Genomic DNA, 15681 nt, shown 5'->3' on the forward strand with positions numbered 1-15681 from the left:
TACAGCATTTCGGAAACTGAAAACAAGTACCAAGCGACGCTCGGGAGGCTCCCTCTTGCGAATCACTGTTCAGGTGGACTAAGGGGCTGCTGAGCCCGTTTCAAAATACAGTCTGATTACCGTAATTATTATTCACCGAAGCTGGTCGGCCAACAGCTCATCCCGCGCGGCCCGCGAGCCCCCAGCGCGATTCTCAGTTTTCCTACGCTGTTCAATATTTTCCTACACTGGGATGTCATGAAGAAGACCCTCATGCTTATCGACGGTCATTCCATGGCCTTCCGCGCGTTCTTTGCCCTTCCGGTGGATAATTTCTCAACCACCGGCGGTCAGACAACGAACGCGGTGTACGGCTTCCTCTCCATGCTGTCCAATATCCTCAGCGAGGAAAAGCCCACGCACGTGGCGGTCGCCTTCGATGTCGCCCGCGAAACCTTCCGCAACGAGATCTTCCCGGAGTATAAGGCCCAGCGTGAGAAGACTCCTGAGGAATTCCGTGGTCAGGTGCCGCTTATTCAGCAGGTGCTGAAAGAGATGGGCATCGTCACGCTGGAAAAGGACAACTACGAGGCCGACGACATCATCGCGACGTTGGCTACCCAGGCCAAGCCTGAGGGCTTCGAAACGCTCATCGTCACCGGCGACCGCGACTCGTTCCAGTTGGTCAATGACACCACTACGGTGCTCTATCCAATGCGCGGTGTCACTACGCTTCATCGCTTCACGCCTGCGGCTATTGAGAAGAAGTACGGTCTAACGCCGACTCAGTACCCGGACTTCGCGGCCCTCCGTGGCGACCCCTCCGACAATCTCCCGGGCATTCCAGGGGTCGGCGAGAAAACCGCGACGAAGTGGATCGTTCAGTACGGCACACTGGAAAACCTCATCGATCACGCCGACGAAATCCGCGGCAAAGTCGGCGACAACTTTCGCGAGCGCGTCGCAAACGTCCAGCTGAACCGTGACATCACCGAAATGGTCAAGGACCTGCCCTTGCCATACGGTCCGAACGAGCTCGAGCTCCGGCCCGCTGATGCCCAGGGAATCATCGACTTCTTCGACCGCCTCGAATTCGGCGATAACCTCCGCGAGCGCGTGTTCCGCACCCTTTCTATCGAAGGCGCGGGCGTCACCGCCTCCACCAGTGACAGCGCGACAAAGCTCGAGGCTGTTTCGCTTGACGACGGTGCCCTGGCTGCCTGGCTCGATGAACTGCACGAGCCGGCCGCGTTGCAGGTCGGGGAGCATACCTTGATGATTGGCTCCGCCGATGAGAAGGGCAAGACCTCCGGTCGGGCCGTTTCTCTCGACCTCGGCGAGCTATCCGCAGAAGATGCCGACACACTGCGCGAGTGGCTCGCAGGCGACCACCCGAAGCTGGTGCATGACTGTAAATCGGCCATGCATGCGCTCTGGAACTATGACTTCGAGCTGGCGGGGGTTATCCACGACACTTTCTTGGCCGCGTACCTGCTGCGCCCAAGCCAGCGTAGTTACAGCTTGGACAACGTCGTCCAGCGGCACCTGGGGCAGACTCTTTCGCAGGCCGACGGTCAGATGACCCTGCTCGATGGCCCGGCCGAAGACGCTTCCCACGTCGCCGCCGTCATCGACCTGGCTGAGCGACTGGCTGTCGAACTCGATGAGGCCGGGCTTTACAGCGTGTACGCCGACCTGGAAGTTCCGCTTTCTCCAGTGCTTGGCCGGATGGAACGCGCTGGCATCGCTGTGGATGTCGATGCGCTCGAGGAGCTTCGCAAGCAGGCGCAGGCGGCTACCGATGAGGCGGAGAGTGAGGCTCGCAACCTCGTCGATAAGCCTGAGCTGAACCTCGGATCGCCGAAGCAGTTGCAAGAAGTCCTGTTTGACCAGCTGGGAATGCCCAAGACGAAGAAGACGAAGACGGGCTATTCCACGGCGGCGAAGGAAATTGAGGGGTTGGCGAAGGTCAACCCACATCCGTTCCTGGATTACCTGCTGAAGTTCCGCGAGTCGCAAAAGATGAAGTCGACCGTGGAAGGATTGATTAAGGCCGTCGCCGATGATGGCCGTATTCATACGACCTTTAATCAGACGGTCGCGGCGACGGGGCGCCTGTCGTCGACGGAGCCGAATCTGCAGAATATTCCGGTGCGCACGGAGTTCGGGCGACGGATTCGTGAGGCGTTTGTGGTGGGCGATGGCTATGCGCAGCTGATCACCGCGGACTACTCGCAGATTGAGATGCGTGTGATGGCGCACCTGTCGCAGGATCCGGGGCTGATTGAGGCCTACCGACAGGGCGAGGACCTGCATAACTACGTCGGCTCGAAGGTCTTCGGCGTCGGTATTGATGAGGTCACGCCTGAGCTGCGTCGTCGTGTCAAGGCGATGAGCTACGGTCTGGCTTATGGTCTGAGCGCTTTTGGTCTGGCTCAGCAGCTCGACATTCCGCAGCGCGAGGCGAAGAAGCTCATGGAGGACTACTTCGAGCGCTTCGGCGGCGTGCGCGATTACCTGCACAAGGTTGTTGAGCAGGCGCGCAAGGACGGCTTTACGGCCACGATGTTCGATCGGCGCCGCTACCTGCCGGAACTCAACGCCGACAACCGCATCGCTCGTGACAACGCGGAACGCGCGGCTTTGAACTCGCCAATCCAAGGGTCGGCGGCGGACATTATTAAGATTGCAATGCTTCGGGTCGACGATGCTTTACGACGCGGCGGGTTGCGCTCGCGTGTCCTCCTGCAGGTTCACGACGAACTGGTTGTGGAAGTTGCAGATGGGGAAGAGGCAGCAATCAAGGAGCTGTTGCATCGGGAGATGGACTCAGCGGCTGAATTGCTGGTACCGCTGGATGTTTCCATCGGTGCTGGTGTGAACTGGGATACTGCTGCGCATTAGTGGTGCGAAGGCGTGGCGGCGGTCGCGGCCGGCGAACTTTTTGCGGACTCACCGAGGGCGTGTTGCGGACTTGAATGTCGCAGCTCAAATCGGTATTGTTCGCTAGGTATGCATTAGCATGCCGACTTTGCAGCCTCGAGTTCCGGGGGACATCGGGTTAACTAATTGCCAATGGCGAGATTCGCCGAAAGCGGATTTGGCCCGGTTGTCCAGGAGTTTCTTTGAGGGGTAAGGCCGAAATTGTCCGTTTTTCGATTTCTATCCGCTTCGGAGCACATCTTATATGTCCACTTCTAACGTCCCTCAGGTTGCCATCAACGACATTGGCACCGCTGAGGATTTCCTGGCCGCTGTCGACTCGACGATGAAGTACTTCAACGATGGTGACATCGTTGAAGGCACCGTCGTTAAGGTTGACCGCGACGAGGTTCTTCTCGACATCGGCTACAAGACTGAAGGTGTCATTCCTTCCCGCGAACTGTCCATCAAGCACGATGTCGACCCTGACGAAGTGGTCGAAGTTGGCGATGAGATCGACGCGCTGGTCCTGACCAAGGAAGACAAGGAAGGCCGCCTCATCCTGTCCAAGAAGCGCGCTCAGTACGAGCGTGCTTGGGGCACCATCGAGCAGCTCAAGGAGAACGACGAGCCGGTTACCGGTACCGTCATCGAGGTCGTCAAGGGCGGCCTGATTCTTGACATCGGCCTGCGTGGCTTCCTGCCGGCTTCCCTCGTCGAGATGCGTCGTGTCCGCGACCTCCAGCCGTACATCGGCCAGGAGATTGAGGCCAAGATCATCGAGCTCGACAAGAACCGCAACAACGTCGTTCTGTCCCGCCGCGCATGGCTCGAGCAGACTCAGTCTGAGGTCCGCTCCGAGTTCCTGCACCAGCTGCAGAAGGGCCAGGTCCGCAAGGGTGTCGTTTCCTCCATCGTCAACTTCGGCGCATTCGTCGATCTCGGCGGTGTTGACGGCCTGGTTCACGTTTCCGAGCTGTCCTGGAAGCACATCGACCACCCGTCCGAGGTTGTCCAGGTTGGCGACGAGGTCACCGTCGAGGTTCTCGAGGTCGACCTGAACCGCGAGCGCGTTTCCCTGTCCCTGAAGGCTACTCAGGAAGATCCGTGGCGCGTCTTTGCCCGCACTCACGCAATCGGCCAGATTGTTCCGGGCAAGGTCACCAAGCTGGTTCCGTTCGGTGCGTTCGTCCGCGTCGAGGAAGGCATCGAGGGCCTGGTTCACATCTCCGAGCTGGCTTCCCGCCACATCGATGTTCCGGACCAGATCGTCTCCGTCGACGAGCAGGTCATGGTCAAGGTCATCGATATCGACCTCGAGCGTCGTCGTATCTCCCTGTCCCTCAAGCAGGCTGACGAGGACTTCACCGAAGAGTTCGACCCGACCAAGTACGGCATGGGCGATTCCTACGACGAGCAGGGCAACTACATCTTCCCGGAGGGCTTCGACCCGGAGACCAACGAGTGGATGGAGGGCTTCGAGACCCAGCGCGCAGAGTGGGAGGCTCGCTACGCAGAGGCAGAGCGTCACCACCAGCTGCACGCTGCCCAGATCGAGCGTCACCGCGCTGCAGCTGCCGAGGCTGCAGAGACCGCTTCGAACTACTCTTCCGAGTCCGGCGAGGCAGCTCCGGCTGCTCCGGCCGCACCGGCTGCAGACAACGCAGGCGGCACCCTGGCTTCCGACGAGCAGCTCGCTGCTCTGCGTGAGAAGCTGGCTGGCAACTAAGCTAGACCGCTTTTGGTAGGCGGCTTTAAGGGCGCCTACATTCGACTTCGAATTGGCCCCGGCGAGGTTTTCCTCGCCGGGGCTTTTTCGTGCCTTCTTTGCTTTACGACGGGCACCCGCTCGGCCTTGTTTTTCTAGTGGCGGCTTGGGTGCTTGCTGCATTTTTGGTCCTGGTGTTGGGACTTTGGGCCATGAAGGTGGCACCGCTGCTGCCTAAGGCGGGCTTGCGCTTCACCAGAAGTGGCTTGCTGCACAGTAACCGGCTGCTGGCGAAGCGCAAGCCGTCTTAATGGCCCTAATGGCCCTGGGGCCCTGTCGATTTTGCGGCTCTGGCTGTGCTGACCGCCGTTGACAGCCTGTCTGCCTACCCATATGGTTGATGATATGACAACAAAGCATGAAGCTAATCAGGTAGAGGACTCCTCGCACTCTACCGGTGGGGTGTACTCCCAGGAGGGCACGGACTTTAATCGCGACACCCGCTATATCGGTGACCGCATTGTTCGGGACGGTCGCGAATTAGGACAGGGGATTAAGACGTGGCCTGTTGAAGCCGGTCGATACCGCCTTATTGCTGCTCGTGCCTGTCCGTGGGCACACCGCACGCTCATCGTTCGCAGGCTGCTTGGCTTGGAAGATGCAATTTCGGTCGGAATTCCAGGGCCGGTTCACGATGCCCGCTCCTGGACATTCGATAAGGGACCAGGTGGCCGGGACGAAATACTCGGCTACGAGCGCCTGCAGGAGGCATTTCTAAAGCGCTTCCCGGACTACCAACGAGGCATTACCGTCCCCGCCATCGTTGAGATCGAGTCGGGTGAGGTCGTCACCAATGACTTCCCCTGGATCACCTTGGACTTCATTACCGAGTGGGCCGAGTTCCACCGCGAAGGCGCCCCGGATCTCTACCCGGTGGAGATGCGTGAGGAAATGGATGGGCTTATGCAGTTCATCTACACCGAAATCAATAACGGCGTCTATCGCTGTGGCTTCGCGGGCTCACAGGACTTCTACGACAAAGCTTACGACCGACTGTTCAGTGCCCTAGACAAGGTATCTGAGCGCTTAGAGACCCGCCGCTACCTCATGGGCGACCACATCACTGAGGCCGACATTCGCCTTTACACGACCCTCATCCGCTTCGATGCGGTCTACCACGGCCACTTCAAGTGCAACCGGAATAAGATCTCCGAGATGCCAGTTCTATACAACTACCTGCGTGATCTCTTCCAGACTCCGGGCTTCGGCGACACCACTGACTTTGTCGATATCAAGCGCCACTACTACGAGGTCCACCGCGACCTCAATCCTTTAGGTATTGTCCCGAAGGGCCCGGAGCTCTCCGACCTGCTCCAGCCGCACGGCCGTGAAGCCCTTGGTGGCAGCCCATTCGGTAATGGCACTGCTCCGGATCCAGTCAACCCGGATCCCGTTGAAGAGGGCCACCGCATCGAGGATCTCGTCGTAAAGCACTAACGTGCGGGGGCGTGTCCACGTACCCTTAGAGACATGCTCAAAGTAGGACTAACCGGTGGCATGGGCAGTGGAAAATCTACGGTCGCTCGTAGATTTGCCGAGCTCGGTGCCGTCATCATCGACGCTGATCAGATCGCCCGCGATGTCGTCGAACCCGGCGAACCGGCGCTGGCCGAACTCGCCGAAGCCTTCGGCGAGGGAATTTTGCTTGACGACGGCTCCCTCAATCGCGGCGAGCTTGCGAAGCGGGCCTTTGTATCCGTGGAGAAGACAGAATTGCTGAACTCCATTACTCACCCGCGGATTGAGCAGCGTACCGAAGCGCAGTTCAGCGCGGCAGGTGATGCCGTTATCGTGTTTGACTCTCCGCTGCTAATTGAAATGGGGCAGTCGGAAGCACAGGACCTTGTCGTGGTTGTGCATACCCCGGTGGAGGTCCGTCTCGACCGTCTGGTGGAAAGCCGCGGTGTAGACCGAAAGGATGCGAAGCAGCGCATCGCTAAGCAAATCAGCGATGACAAGCGCCTGCAGTTCGCCGATGTGGTCCTGGAAAACTCAGGCACCGAGGAGGATCTCGTGCGCCAGGTCGACCGGATTTGGGAGCGGATTATTCAGCCGCTGAATCAGATTCGTCAGCTACAGGCCGGGCAATAGCGATCCGGCCAGTAGCGGGCCGACCAGTAGCAGTCCGACCACTAGCGGGCCGATCAGTAACGGGCTGACCACTAGCGGGCCGATCAGTAACGGGCCGATCAGTAACTGGCCAATCAGCTAGATAATCCCGCAGCCGCGCAATAGCCTCCTCAATCACTTCGGCGCGCTTGCAGAAAGCGAAACGCACCAGGTAGCGGTACTTTTCTGACTCCGGGTCATCCACAAAAGCGGTAACGGGGATAGCTGCGACGCGGCATTCCTTGACCAGGCGGGTGCAGGTCTCCAGTGCGTCGCCAAGCCCCCAGCTCGAGACATCGGCGACGATAAAATACCCTGCCTGCGGCGTGAAGACGTCGGCGCCAAGACCCTCCAGCCCATCGGCGAGGAGCCGCATGTTGCCCTCGAGCTGCCTCGCTAGCTCGTCCACCCATGAAGCACATTCTTTCAGGCCACGAGCGACTGCGGGCTGAAGAGGAGTGGCACCGACATAGCTCAAGAACTGCTTGGCCTTGACCACGCCATCGAGCAACTCGGCCGGAGCGAGCGCCCAGCCAATCTTCCATCCGGTGACGTTGAAGGTCTTTGCGGCGCTGGACACGACAATGGTGCGCTCACGCATGCCGGGCAGAGCGCTGATGGAAGAGTGCGACAATCCGTTGAAGTACAGGCGTTCGTAGACTTCGTCGGCAAGCACGAGTAGATCGTTTGCGATGGCGACATCGGCGATAGCCTGCAAGTCCTCGTTTTTGAGGATGGTGCCGGTGGGATTGTGCGGCGAATTGATGATGATCATGGCCGTTTCGGCGGTGACGGCATCGGCAAGCGCGCTGCGGTCGAGCGACCAGGAGCGTTCGGTGTCCGAGGCCGTGGGAATGAGCGGCACCGCGGTATATGTGCAGTTAGCCAGTGCGATGGCGGCTTTGTACGAGTCGTAGTACGGCTCGATGACGATGACGTGGCTGCCGGGTTCGAGATGCCCCAGGGCAGTGGCGGCAATCGCCTCCGTGGCTCCGACCGTGACGAGGCATTCGGCGTCGGCATCGTAGACCTGCCCCGTATGGCGGGCGCGATCGGCGACGATGGCCTCGCGGAGCACCTTCATACCGCGGCCGGGTCCGTACTGGTTATTTCCGCCAGCTATCTGATGCTGCGCCTCCGCGAGCACCTCCTCCGGCCCGTCCCAATCCGGGAAGCCCTGCCCAAGGTTGATTGCCTCGTGCTTAGTGGCGAGGCGGGACATGGTGGCGAAAATGGTCTCGCCGAAGGGGCGCAAGCGGGAAACGGTCATGGTTTTACTGTAGGCGGGAGATTGTGCGCTTGTTGCAGTTTCTTTCGGGGGATTGCAGCCGGCGGCCAGCAGTTGCACCGCCTGCCGACCGCCACCTGGTGCGCTAGTACATGTAAATCTTCGCGCTGTTGCCGCCGGTGCACACGACAACGTCGTCCTGTGTGCTGCAGCTGAGGTCGTAGGTCTTGCCGGTCGCGGGGCTCTTGGCCTTGATGTTTGGCTGCAAATGGTCGCGGATATTGTCCTCCGAGGCGTTAAGGCCCTCGGTCTGCTGGTTGAATACAGCCTTCGCAAAGTCGCAGCTGGTACTTGGGCCCGCCGCGACGAGGTTGACGGCGTATCCATCGCCATAGATGCAGGTGGTTGCCTGTTCGCCGGCCGCCATGAAGGTGGATCCCGGCGAGGGGTTGTTGTAGATTTCAGCGGTCATGTCCTGACGAAGTCCGCTGCCTTCGCCGTTGTCACCGCTTTCGCTTGACGACGTCGACGTGCCACCGGTCTCCGCCGTCGTTGTATCGTCTCCCTGATCCGGTGCAGAGCCGGTTGGGTTGGGCGTGTTGCCTGAACTCTTGTCGGACACGCCATTCTCGGTCTGAGTAATGGTAGTGGTTTCTGGAGCGGTTGCGTCAGCCGCGGTGCCCTCGGCATTAGCATTCTCAGTGCTAGCCGGGTCAGTCGCCGCCTCATTTCCTTGTGCGGAACAGGCGGTGAAAGCCAATGCGGTGGTAGCGAGGATACCGGCCACAAGGGCTCGGTGTGAGGTTGCTTTTCGAGTGGTGGAACCTGGGCGAGTCCTAGCGGGCGTGTGGACTAGTGCGCGGCGCGAGGTGTTCATAGGCGCCAGGCTAGTTGCTGTTCGGTCAGTTTTCATTACAAAATAAATAACAATTCGGCAAATGGATGGCTGTTTATCTCGCGATATCGGCTGTTTATCGCGGCTTATTGGCGTAACCAACCGTTGGATTCCACTCCCAGACTTTCTGGCAGGCAGGCCATCCTGGTTTATAGTCCACGCGGGGACGGCGCTTTTGTACCCATCGGATTGCCTGCTCGATTTCGTCGAGGACGCTGTCGAGATTCCAATTGATGCATGAGTCTGTGAACCGCAGGACTATCCAGCCGTGCAGCGTGCCGGAGTTGGTCTTCCAACGATCTGAGATGAATGAGTCCTCGTTCGCGTGGTACTTCTCGGAGTCGACTTCGATGGCTATTTTCCACTGGTCAAGCAGGATATCGAAGCAGTAGGGGCCGATGAATTGGTTCATTCGGATCCGGTACCCGCGCTTAATCAATGGGCGAGCCAGCTTGCGCTCGAGTTCGCTGCATGCGCCGATTGGCGTGGTGGCGATGGTTTCACGCAGCCATGCGGGGACTTTCCGCATCCGGCTGAGGTCGTGGTTGAGTCGCTTCTCGCCGTCCCGGCCGGAGTAGTGTGTTTCCAGGATTCTGCGTGCATAGTCTTTTGAAGCTCGTGCTGCCCAGAGTGCTTCGACAACTGGGAGGCCATTGATGTTGGTGCAGGCCGGCAGGCGGCTATGCCTAATGGAGAAGGTTTCGGCTTGAACTGATCCCGCGCCTTCCGTCTGGATAGGAAATGTCAGGGGAAGTCTCAAGTGGATTTGAGCTGCGCTTTTACCGCTTAGAGCAATCTTTTTGTAATGCCCTGTGATTGCTCGGGCGACTGAGGCGGGAGAGTGGTCGTCAATGTAGAGGCCACGTACTAATTTAGTTAGCCTGCCTTGTTGTAGGAGGGCTCTGGTCTTTTTCTCTCCGATGCCGAGTGCACGTAACTCGGCCGTGGTGAAACTTCCCATGGTCGGGACTCTAAGCCTTTTCGAACCAGGGGCTTTTCTTTGAGAGAGGCTCCGCGTCCAATCTGTGGACAACTTTCAAGGTGTGGATAACCCCGGCCGCCCGCAGCCGCGCAGCCGCAGCCTCAACCTCAACCTCAACCTCGTACCCGCGAACCATCGATAAGACGGCTTGCGCTTCACCAGGAGCGAGTCGCTGCGTACTAAGGGCCAGCTGGTGAAGCGGAACCCCGCCTGCGATGCCTGCGATGCCTGCGGTGCCTGCGGTGCCTGCGGTGCCTGTGCTGACCCCAAATCCCTACAGCCACCCCAAAGCCCAGGGAAGCGAGCATAACCAGCCCATGTAAAGCAGCCTTCGCTACGCTGGGAACTATGGCATTTGCAGCAGAGCAACCCGTCCTCGCGCACTCGGAGTTCCGTCCCGTCGGTGAAGTCGAGCGCGCTGAGGGAACCTTCGAGGTCATCAGCGAGTTCGAGCCCTCGGGCGACCAGCCGCAGGCAATCGCGGAACTGTCGGATCGCCTGGACAGAGGCGAGCGCGAGGTCGTCCTGATGGGTGCCACGGGTACCGGTAAATCAGCCACCGCAGCGTGGCTGATTGAAAAGGTGCAACGGCCAACCCTGGTCATGGCACCGAACAAGACGCTGGCGGCACAGCTGGCCAATGAGCTCCGCAGCCTGCTGCCAAACAATGCGGTCGAGTACTTCGTTTCCTACTACGACTACTACCAACCCGAGGCCTACATCGCGCAGACCGATACCTATATTGAAAAGGATTCCTCCATCAACGAGGATGTGGAGCGCCTGCGCCACTCGGCTACGTCAGCGCTGCTGTCGCGTCGCGACGTAGTCGTCGTCAGCTCTGTTTCTTGCATCTATGGCTTGGGTACCCCGCAGTCCTACCTCGACCGTTCGGTGTGGCTGAAGGAGGGCGAAGAAGTCGACCGCGACCAGTTCCTGCGCCTTTTGGTGGACATTCAGTATGCCCGCAATGACATCGCCTTTACCCGCGGCACCTTCCGAGTAAAAGGCGACGTGGTCGACATCATCCCGGCCTACGAAGAAAAGGCCGTGCGGGTGGAGTTCTTCGGCGACGAGATTGATTCGCTGTACTACCTCAATCCAGTCACAGGCGACGTCATCGACCAAGTCCCTGAGCTGCGCATTTTCCCTGCTACGCACTACGTCGCCGGCCCGGAGCGCATGGAACGCGCCGTCGCGGACATCAAGGCCGAGCTCGCCGAACGCCTGGCAGACCTAGAAAACCGCGGCAAGCTGCTGGAAGCACAGCGTCTGCGCATGCGCACGGAGTACGACCTCGAAATGATTGAGCAAGTCGGCTTCTGCTCCGGTATTGAGAACTACTCACGCCACATCGATGGTCGCGCGCCGGGCTCGGCCCCCGCGACGCTCATCGACTATTTCCCGGAGGACTTCCTCACCATCATCGATGAGTCACACGTCACCGTGCCGCAGATTGGCGGCATGTTCGAGGGCGACGCCTCCCGTAAGCGCAACCTCGTCGACTTTGGTTTCCGCCTCCCATCGGCGTTGGATAACCGTCCGCTGACGTTCGATGAATTCGATGCCCGAGTGGGCCAGGTCGTGTTCATGTCCGCAACGCCGGGGGACTATGAGCTCGAGAAGGCCGGTGGTGAGTATGTGGAGCAGGTCATTCGTCCGACTGGGCTGGTGGACCCCAAGATCGTCGTTAAGCCTACGGAGGGACAGATCGATGATCTGATCGGCGAGATCCGAAAGCGCACCGAGCGTGACGAGCGCGTGCTCGTGACCACCCTGACGAAGAAGATGGCGGAGGACCTGACCGACTACCTGCTCGAAAATGGCGTGCAGGTGCGGTATATGCACTCGGATGTGGATACGCTCAAGCGCGTTGAGCTGCTGCGACAGTTGCGTCTCGGTGAGTACGACGTGCTGGTCGGCATTAACCTGCTGCGCGAGGGCCTCGACTTGCCCGAGGTTTCGCTGGTGGCAATCCTCGATGCCGACAAGGAGGGGTTCCTGCGTTCGGAGCGCTCGTTGATCCAGACGATTGGTCGTGCCGCGCGAAACGTTTCCGGCGAGGTGCACATGTACGCCGACAAGATCACCGATTCCATGCAGTTCGCCATCGATGAGACGGAGCGCCGCCGCGAAAAGCAGATTGCGTACAACACCGAGCATGGTATCGATCCGCAGCCGCTGCGCAAGAAGATTGCGGACATTCTGGATCAGGTTTACGACAACGCTGACACCGATTACGAAGGCAAGACCGGTGCGGCCGCTGATGCGCTGCTCTCGCGTGCCGACGGCTCGGGCGCAGCCGATGGTGCCAGCGGTAAGCAAATGCCGCGGGCTGAGCTTGAGGCGCTTATCGCGGATCTGTCGGAGCAGATGGCCGCGGCTGCGCGTGAGTTGAAGTTCGAGCTCGCGGGGCGCTTGCGCGATGAGATTTTCGATCTCAAGAAGGAACTTAAGGGGATGATTGAGGCCGGTGTCGAGTAGTTTTTTGCTACTGTTGTGGGAAGTAAAACAGTGTATTCGCGAAAGTGCCTCTGGCCAGTGGGTTCGGGGCAACGACGGCGTTACGCACGATGAACTGTTTTAATGCAACTTCCACAGTGAGGGATAGTTTTCATGAGTGATTACAAGACCATTGTTGTCGGCACGGATGGTTCTAAGTCGTCGCTGCTCGCAGTAGAGCGCGCTGCTTCGATTGCTGCCGCTTTCGATGCCACCCTGGTTATCGGCTGCGCTTACTACGAGACTGCAGAGGATGCGTCCAAGACCCTGCGCCAGGATTCGGTCCAGGTCCTCGGTGATGACCCGGCTCAGAAGAACCTGGCTGCTGCTAAGGAGGCCGCAGAGGCCGTCGGCGCGACCAAGGTTGAGACCGAGGTTCGCTCCGGCTCCCCGGTTGAGGCTCTGATGTCCCTGGTCACCGACCGTCGCGCTGACCTGCTGGTGGTTGGTAACCGCGGTATTAACTCGCTGACTGGTCGTCTGCTGGGCTCCGTGCCGGCTGATGTTGCTCGTCAGTCGGACTGTGACGTCATGATCGTTCACACTGTGAGCTAATAAAACCGTGAGCTAACAAAACGCTGAGCTAAGAATTTAGATTTCGCTTTAAACCGGCGCCTCTGGGTTGAGGTGCCGGTTTTTTATTGTCGGCCGGGACGAGTGTGGATTCTCGGGGCCGTGAGGAGCCGTGAGGCTAGGCCCAATCCAGCCCGGGCAGATGGTCAGGGCGCTGCTTATCGACGACCACGAGTCCCTGGGTCGCCCGAGTCAGTGCAACATACAGGTCCTGTAGCCCCTGCGGGGATTGCGCCACAATCTGGTCGGGTGCGACGACGATGACCTCGTCGAATTCCAGGCCCTTTGAGGTCGTGATGTCGTAGACCGCGCAGTTGGTGAGCTTGCTGGCGCGAGTAGCAGGTGTGGCATCGGTGCTAGTCGCGTCGGCTGCATTAGCAGCATCAGCACCGTTGTCACCACCACCAGCGATAAACTCCCGCACCTCCGCGCGCGTGGCTTCGAGCAACTCTGCCGGGGCGATGACCGCGACCAGGCGATCCGGCTGCGCCACCCGCTCCACATGTGCCAACGCCTCCGTCACGGTGCGAGCCTGAACAGGATTGCGGCCAGTGGCGCGAATCGACTGCGGCGCCTCCAGCTCCGAATCAATCTGGGCCAGGACACTAGCGGCAACTTCCATAATCTCAGCTGGGGTGCGGTAGTTGACGGTCAGCTCGTGGAGGTGCCACCTCGAACCGATAATCGGTTCCAGCACATCGTCCCAGGTCGCGGCACCTGCGGGGGAGCCCGTTTGGGCCACATCTCCGACGAGGGTCATCCAACCGTTGGGGCTGCGGCGGCGCAGCATTCGCCAGGCCATTGCGGAGAGTTCTTGCGCCTCGTCGACGATGACATGGCCGTAGGCCCACAGGCGATCCGCCGCGGCTCGCTCGGCGGTGGATCGCAGGTCGCGCTCACGGTGGCGTTCGGCCAGTGCCTCGGCATCGATGACGTCATACGCTGACAAGATTTCGGCCTCGAAGCCGTCGTCAAGGTCTTGGGACGCAGAACTGGACAGGGTATCCAACGCACCCTGCGCATCCTCGACACGAGCCTGCCAATCCTCTTCATCGGCCTCCGCTTCGCCAGCCGGGCCGAGGAGCTCTGCCAGCTCGTCGAGAAGCGGGGCGTCGGAAGGCATCCAGTCGGTGCCTTCCGGCCGGTAGAGAGCCTCGCGCGTCAGCTCGTCGTAATCGCTGGCGGCGTAGGCGATGGCCTCGCGGGAACTCAGCAGTTCCGACAGCACCTGCTCGGGCGTAAGCGCAGGCCACAGCTCGTCGAGGATGTCGGCGACTGCTCCGGATTCGTCAATTTCGTCGCGCAGGTCGGCAACGTCGGTCACCGACAGCAAGTTTTCACCTCCCAGCGGGTCGGCACCGATAACCTCGGCCATCTGTGCGGCCAGGAGCTCCACCACGTGATCCCGGAATATCGGCCGTGACAGATTGTGGGGTTTCCGAGTCCGACGCGCACGCGTCCGCGCCGCTTTCACCATGTCCGGTGTGATGGTCAGAGTGATGTTGTCGTTCCGGACCTCAATCGGCTCCGCGGGCAGCTCCTGGTAGCCCCGTACGGCTTCGCGCAGGATTGTGAGCATCTCAATCGAGCCCTTGACCTCTTGCGCAACCAGGGGTTCGGGGTTGTGTCCGTCGATAAGCGCGTCGGAACCGCGTACGCCGGGGTAGAGATCGGCGATGGTGGTCAGTACCACGCCAGTTTCGCCGAGGCTCGGCAGCACGCGGGAGATGTAGTCGAGGAAAGTTGTGTTCGGGCCGATGATGAGGACACCGGTTTTCGCCAGCTGATCGCGGTAGGTGTAGAGAAGCCACGCGACGCGATGCAGCGCCACCGCCGTCTTGCCCGTGCCGGGACCGCCCTGGACAACCAGGGTGCCGCGGGTGGAATCGCGGATGATGAGGTCCTGCTGGCGCTGAATGGTCTCCACAATGCCGCGCATATGGCCGGTGCGCGCTTGATTCATTACCTCGCGCAGCACCGATTCGCCACCGACACCAGCCTCGACTTCGGTCTCGGGTGCGCTGTCGGCTTCCTCGCCGGAGAGCCATTCGTCGTCAATGCTGCGGACCTTCCGGCCGTGCGTGCGCAGGTGGCGACGCAGGCTGACTCCCTCGGGATGCGCGGTCGTGGCCAGGTAGAACGGGCGCGCGCCGTCGGCTCGCCAGTCCATGATGACCGTGCGGTAGTCGTCGTTTTCATCGGACAGGCCGATTCGCCCGATGTATCGCTTGTCGACGGTCGCCCCCGACCCTTCCTCTGCCAAAGGATTGTCGGGGTCTGGGTCATCGATATCGATTCGACCAAAGACCAGGCCAATCTCGGCTGAGCGGTAGCGGTCCAGGTTAGCCTGTAGTCGGTGGTATTCCACCTCGCGTTCAACGCGGGCTTGCGGGTCGGGGTCGTCGATGAGCATGACCTGGCGCAGGTACTCTTGGTCGCGCTCGCGTGCCCGGTCGAGGAAGCTGAACGCGCGATCGACGTAGGCCTGTTCTGCAGCGAGGGTACTCTCTTCTTCTCGCTGTGGTGCTGAACTTGCCTGGTCCGGCAGACCTGCCTGGCCAGTGCGGCCAGTGCGGCCTGTCTGGTCCTGCCCGGGCTCGGATGCGCGCGACGCCAACCTGGTCTCCTCAACAGTTCGTTAAAACTAGTACTAATTGATGTGCGCAGGAGCATGCGCACAAGCTAGTGCTGAATGAATATAAAAATATGAAAACGCCCCCGCACGC

At 60.1% G+C, this 15681-nt stretch carries 10 protein-coding genes; 6 read left to right on the plus strand and 4 right to left on the minus strand.

Annotation, left to right across the window (positions count from 1 at the left end; translation table 11 throughout):
- The first annotated feature begins 252 nt into the window (after positions 1 to 252).
- The 4 genes from polA to coaE all read left to right on the plus strand — a co-directional run bounded on the left by polA (position 253) and on the right by coaE (position 6760).
- Complete coding sequence (gene polA, locus HMPREF2847_RS06790) at positions 253 to 2883, plus strand: DNA polymerase I (RefSeq protein WP_070851944.1); 2631 nt, start codon at positions 253 to 255, stop codon at positions 2881 to 2883.
- A 283-nt stretch (positions 2884 to 3166) separates the two neighbouring features.
- On the plus strand, positions 3167 to 4630 hold the full coding sequence (gene rpsA / locus HMPREF2847_RS06795; protein WP_005510285.1) for a 30S ribosomal protein S1: 1464 nt from the start codon (positions 3167 to 3169) through the stop codon (positions 4628 to 4630).
- A 384-nt stretch (positions 4631 to 5014) separates the two neighbouring features.
- Positions 5015 to 6106, plus strand: a complete 1092-nt coding sequence (locus HMPREF2847_RS06800; protein WP_246821973.1) for a glutathione S-transferase family protein — start codon at positions 5015 to 5017, stop codon at positions 6104 to 6106.
- A 33-nt stretch (positions 6107 to 6139) separates the two neighbouring features.
- Entirely contained in the window at positions 6140 to 6760 is a 621-nt protein-coding gene (gene coaE / locus HMPREF2847_RS06805) for a dephospho-CoA kinase (protein ID WP_070851922.1), read from the plus strand.
- Here the strand turns inward: coaE and HMPREF2847_RS06810 are convergent.
- The 3 genes from HMPREF2847_RS06810 to HMPREF2847_RS11785 form a co-directional block, all read right to left on the minus strand.
- Positions 6714 to 8048 (minus strand): aminotransferase class I/II-fold pyridoxal phosphate-dependent enzyme, encoded by a 1335-nt coding sequence (locus HMPREF2847_RS06810; RefSeq protein WP_246821974.1) that lies wholly within the window; start codon positions 8046 to 8048, stop codon positions 6714 to 6716. The two genes, coaE and HMPREF2847_RS06810, sit on opposite strands and share 47 nt — an antisense overlap.
- A gap of 103 nt (positions 8049 to 8151) precedes the next feature.
- On the minus strand, positions 8152 to 8883 hold the full coding sequence (locus HMPREF2847_RS06815) for a hypothetical protein (protein ID WP_222866757.1): 732 nt from the start codon (positions 8881 to 8883) through the stop codon (positions 8152 to 8154).
- Positions 8884 to 8977: 94 nt separating this feature from the next.
- On the minus strand, positions 8978 to 9430 hold the full coding sequence (locus HMPREF2847_RS11785) for an endonuclease domain-containing protein (RefSeq protein WP_246821975.1): 453 nt from the start codon (positions 9428 to 9430) through the stop codon (positions 8978 to 8980).
- An 801-nt stretch (positions 9431 to 10231) separates the two neighbouring features.
- On the opposite strand from HMPREF2847_RS11785, the gene uvrB reads away from it, so the two are divergent.
- Both uvrB and HMPREF2847_RS06830 read left to right on the plus strand, forming a co-directional pair.
- Positions 10232 to 12364: an excinuclease ABC subunit UvrB gene (gene uvrB / locus HMPREF2847_RS06825; RefSeq protein ID WP_070851925.1), complete on the plus strand. Its 2133-nt coding sequence runs from the start codon at positions 10232 to 10234 to the stop codon at positions 12362 to 12364.
- Positions 12365 to 12496: 132 nt separating this feature from the next.
- A complete protein-coding gene (locus HMPREF2847_RS06830) occupies positions 12497 to 12937 on the plus strand; it encodes a universal stress protein (RefSeq protein ID WP_005511992.1) in 441 nt (146 codons plus the stop codon).
- Between the two features lie 136 nt (positions 12938 to 13073).
- Here the strand turns inward: HMPREF2847_RS06830 and HMPREF2847_RS06835 are convergent, their stop codons facing one another.
- Positions 13074 to 15572, minus strand: a complete 2499-nt coding sequence (locus HMPREF2847_RS06835) for a HelD family protein (protein WP_070851926.1) — start codon at positions 15570 to 15572, stop codon at positions 13074 to 13076.
- Positions 15573 to 15681 lie beyond the last annotated feature (109 nt).

Source organism: Corynebacterium sp. HMSC074C03 (genome assembly GCF_001838285.1).
GTDB classification, from domain to species: domain Bacteria; phylum Actinomycetota; class Actinomycetes; order Mycobacteriales; family Mycobacteriaceae; genus Corynebacterium; species Corynebacterium amycolatum.

Bases quoted from the DNA above. Each gene is read 5' to 3' on its own strand.
- HMPREF2847_RS06800 (WP_246821973.1), top strand. From the start codon at position 5,015: ATGACAACAAAGCATGAAGCTAATCAGGTAGAGGACTCCTCGCACTCT.
- uvrB (WP_070851925.1), top strand. From the start codon at position 10,232: ATGGCATTTGCAGCAGAGCAACCCGTCCTCGCGCACTCGGAGTTCCGT.
- polA (WP_070851944.1), top strand. From the start codon at position 253: ATGCTTATCGACGGTCATTCCATGGCCTTCCGCGCGTTCTTTGCCCTT.
- HMPREF2847_RS11785 (WP_246821975.1), bottom strand. From the start codon at position 9,430: ATGCGGAAAGTCCCCGCATGGCTGCGTGAAACCATCGCCACCACGCCA.
- HMPREF2847_RS06830 (WP_005511992.1), top strand. From the start codon at position 12,497: ATGAGTGATTACAAGACCATTGTTGTCGGCACGGATGGTTCTAAGTCG.
- HMPREF2847_RS06815 (WP_222866757.1), bottom strand. From the start codon at position 8,883: ATGAACACCTCGCGCCGCGCACTAGTCCACACGCCCGCTAGGACTCGC.
- HMPREF2847_RS06810 (WP_246821974.1), bottom strand. From the start codon at position 8,048: ATGACCGTTTCCCGCTTGCGCCCCTTCGGCGAGACCATTTTCGCCACC.
- coaE (WP_070851922.1), top strand. From the start codon at position 6,140: ATGCTCAAAGTAGGACTAACCGGTGGCATGGGCAGTGGAAAATCTACG.
- rpsA (WP_005510285.1), top strand. From the start codon at position 3,167: ATGTCCACTTCTAACGTCCCTCAGGTTGCCATCAACGACATTGGCACC.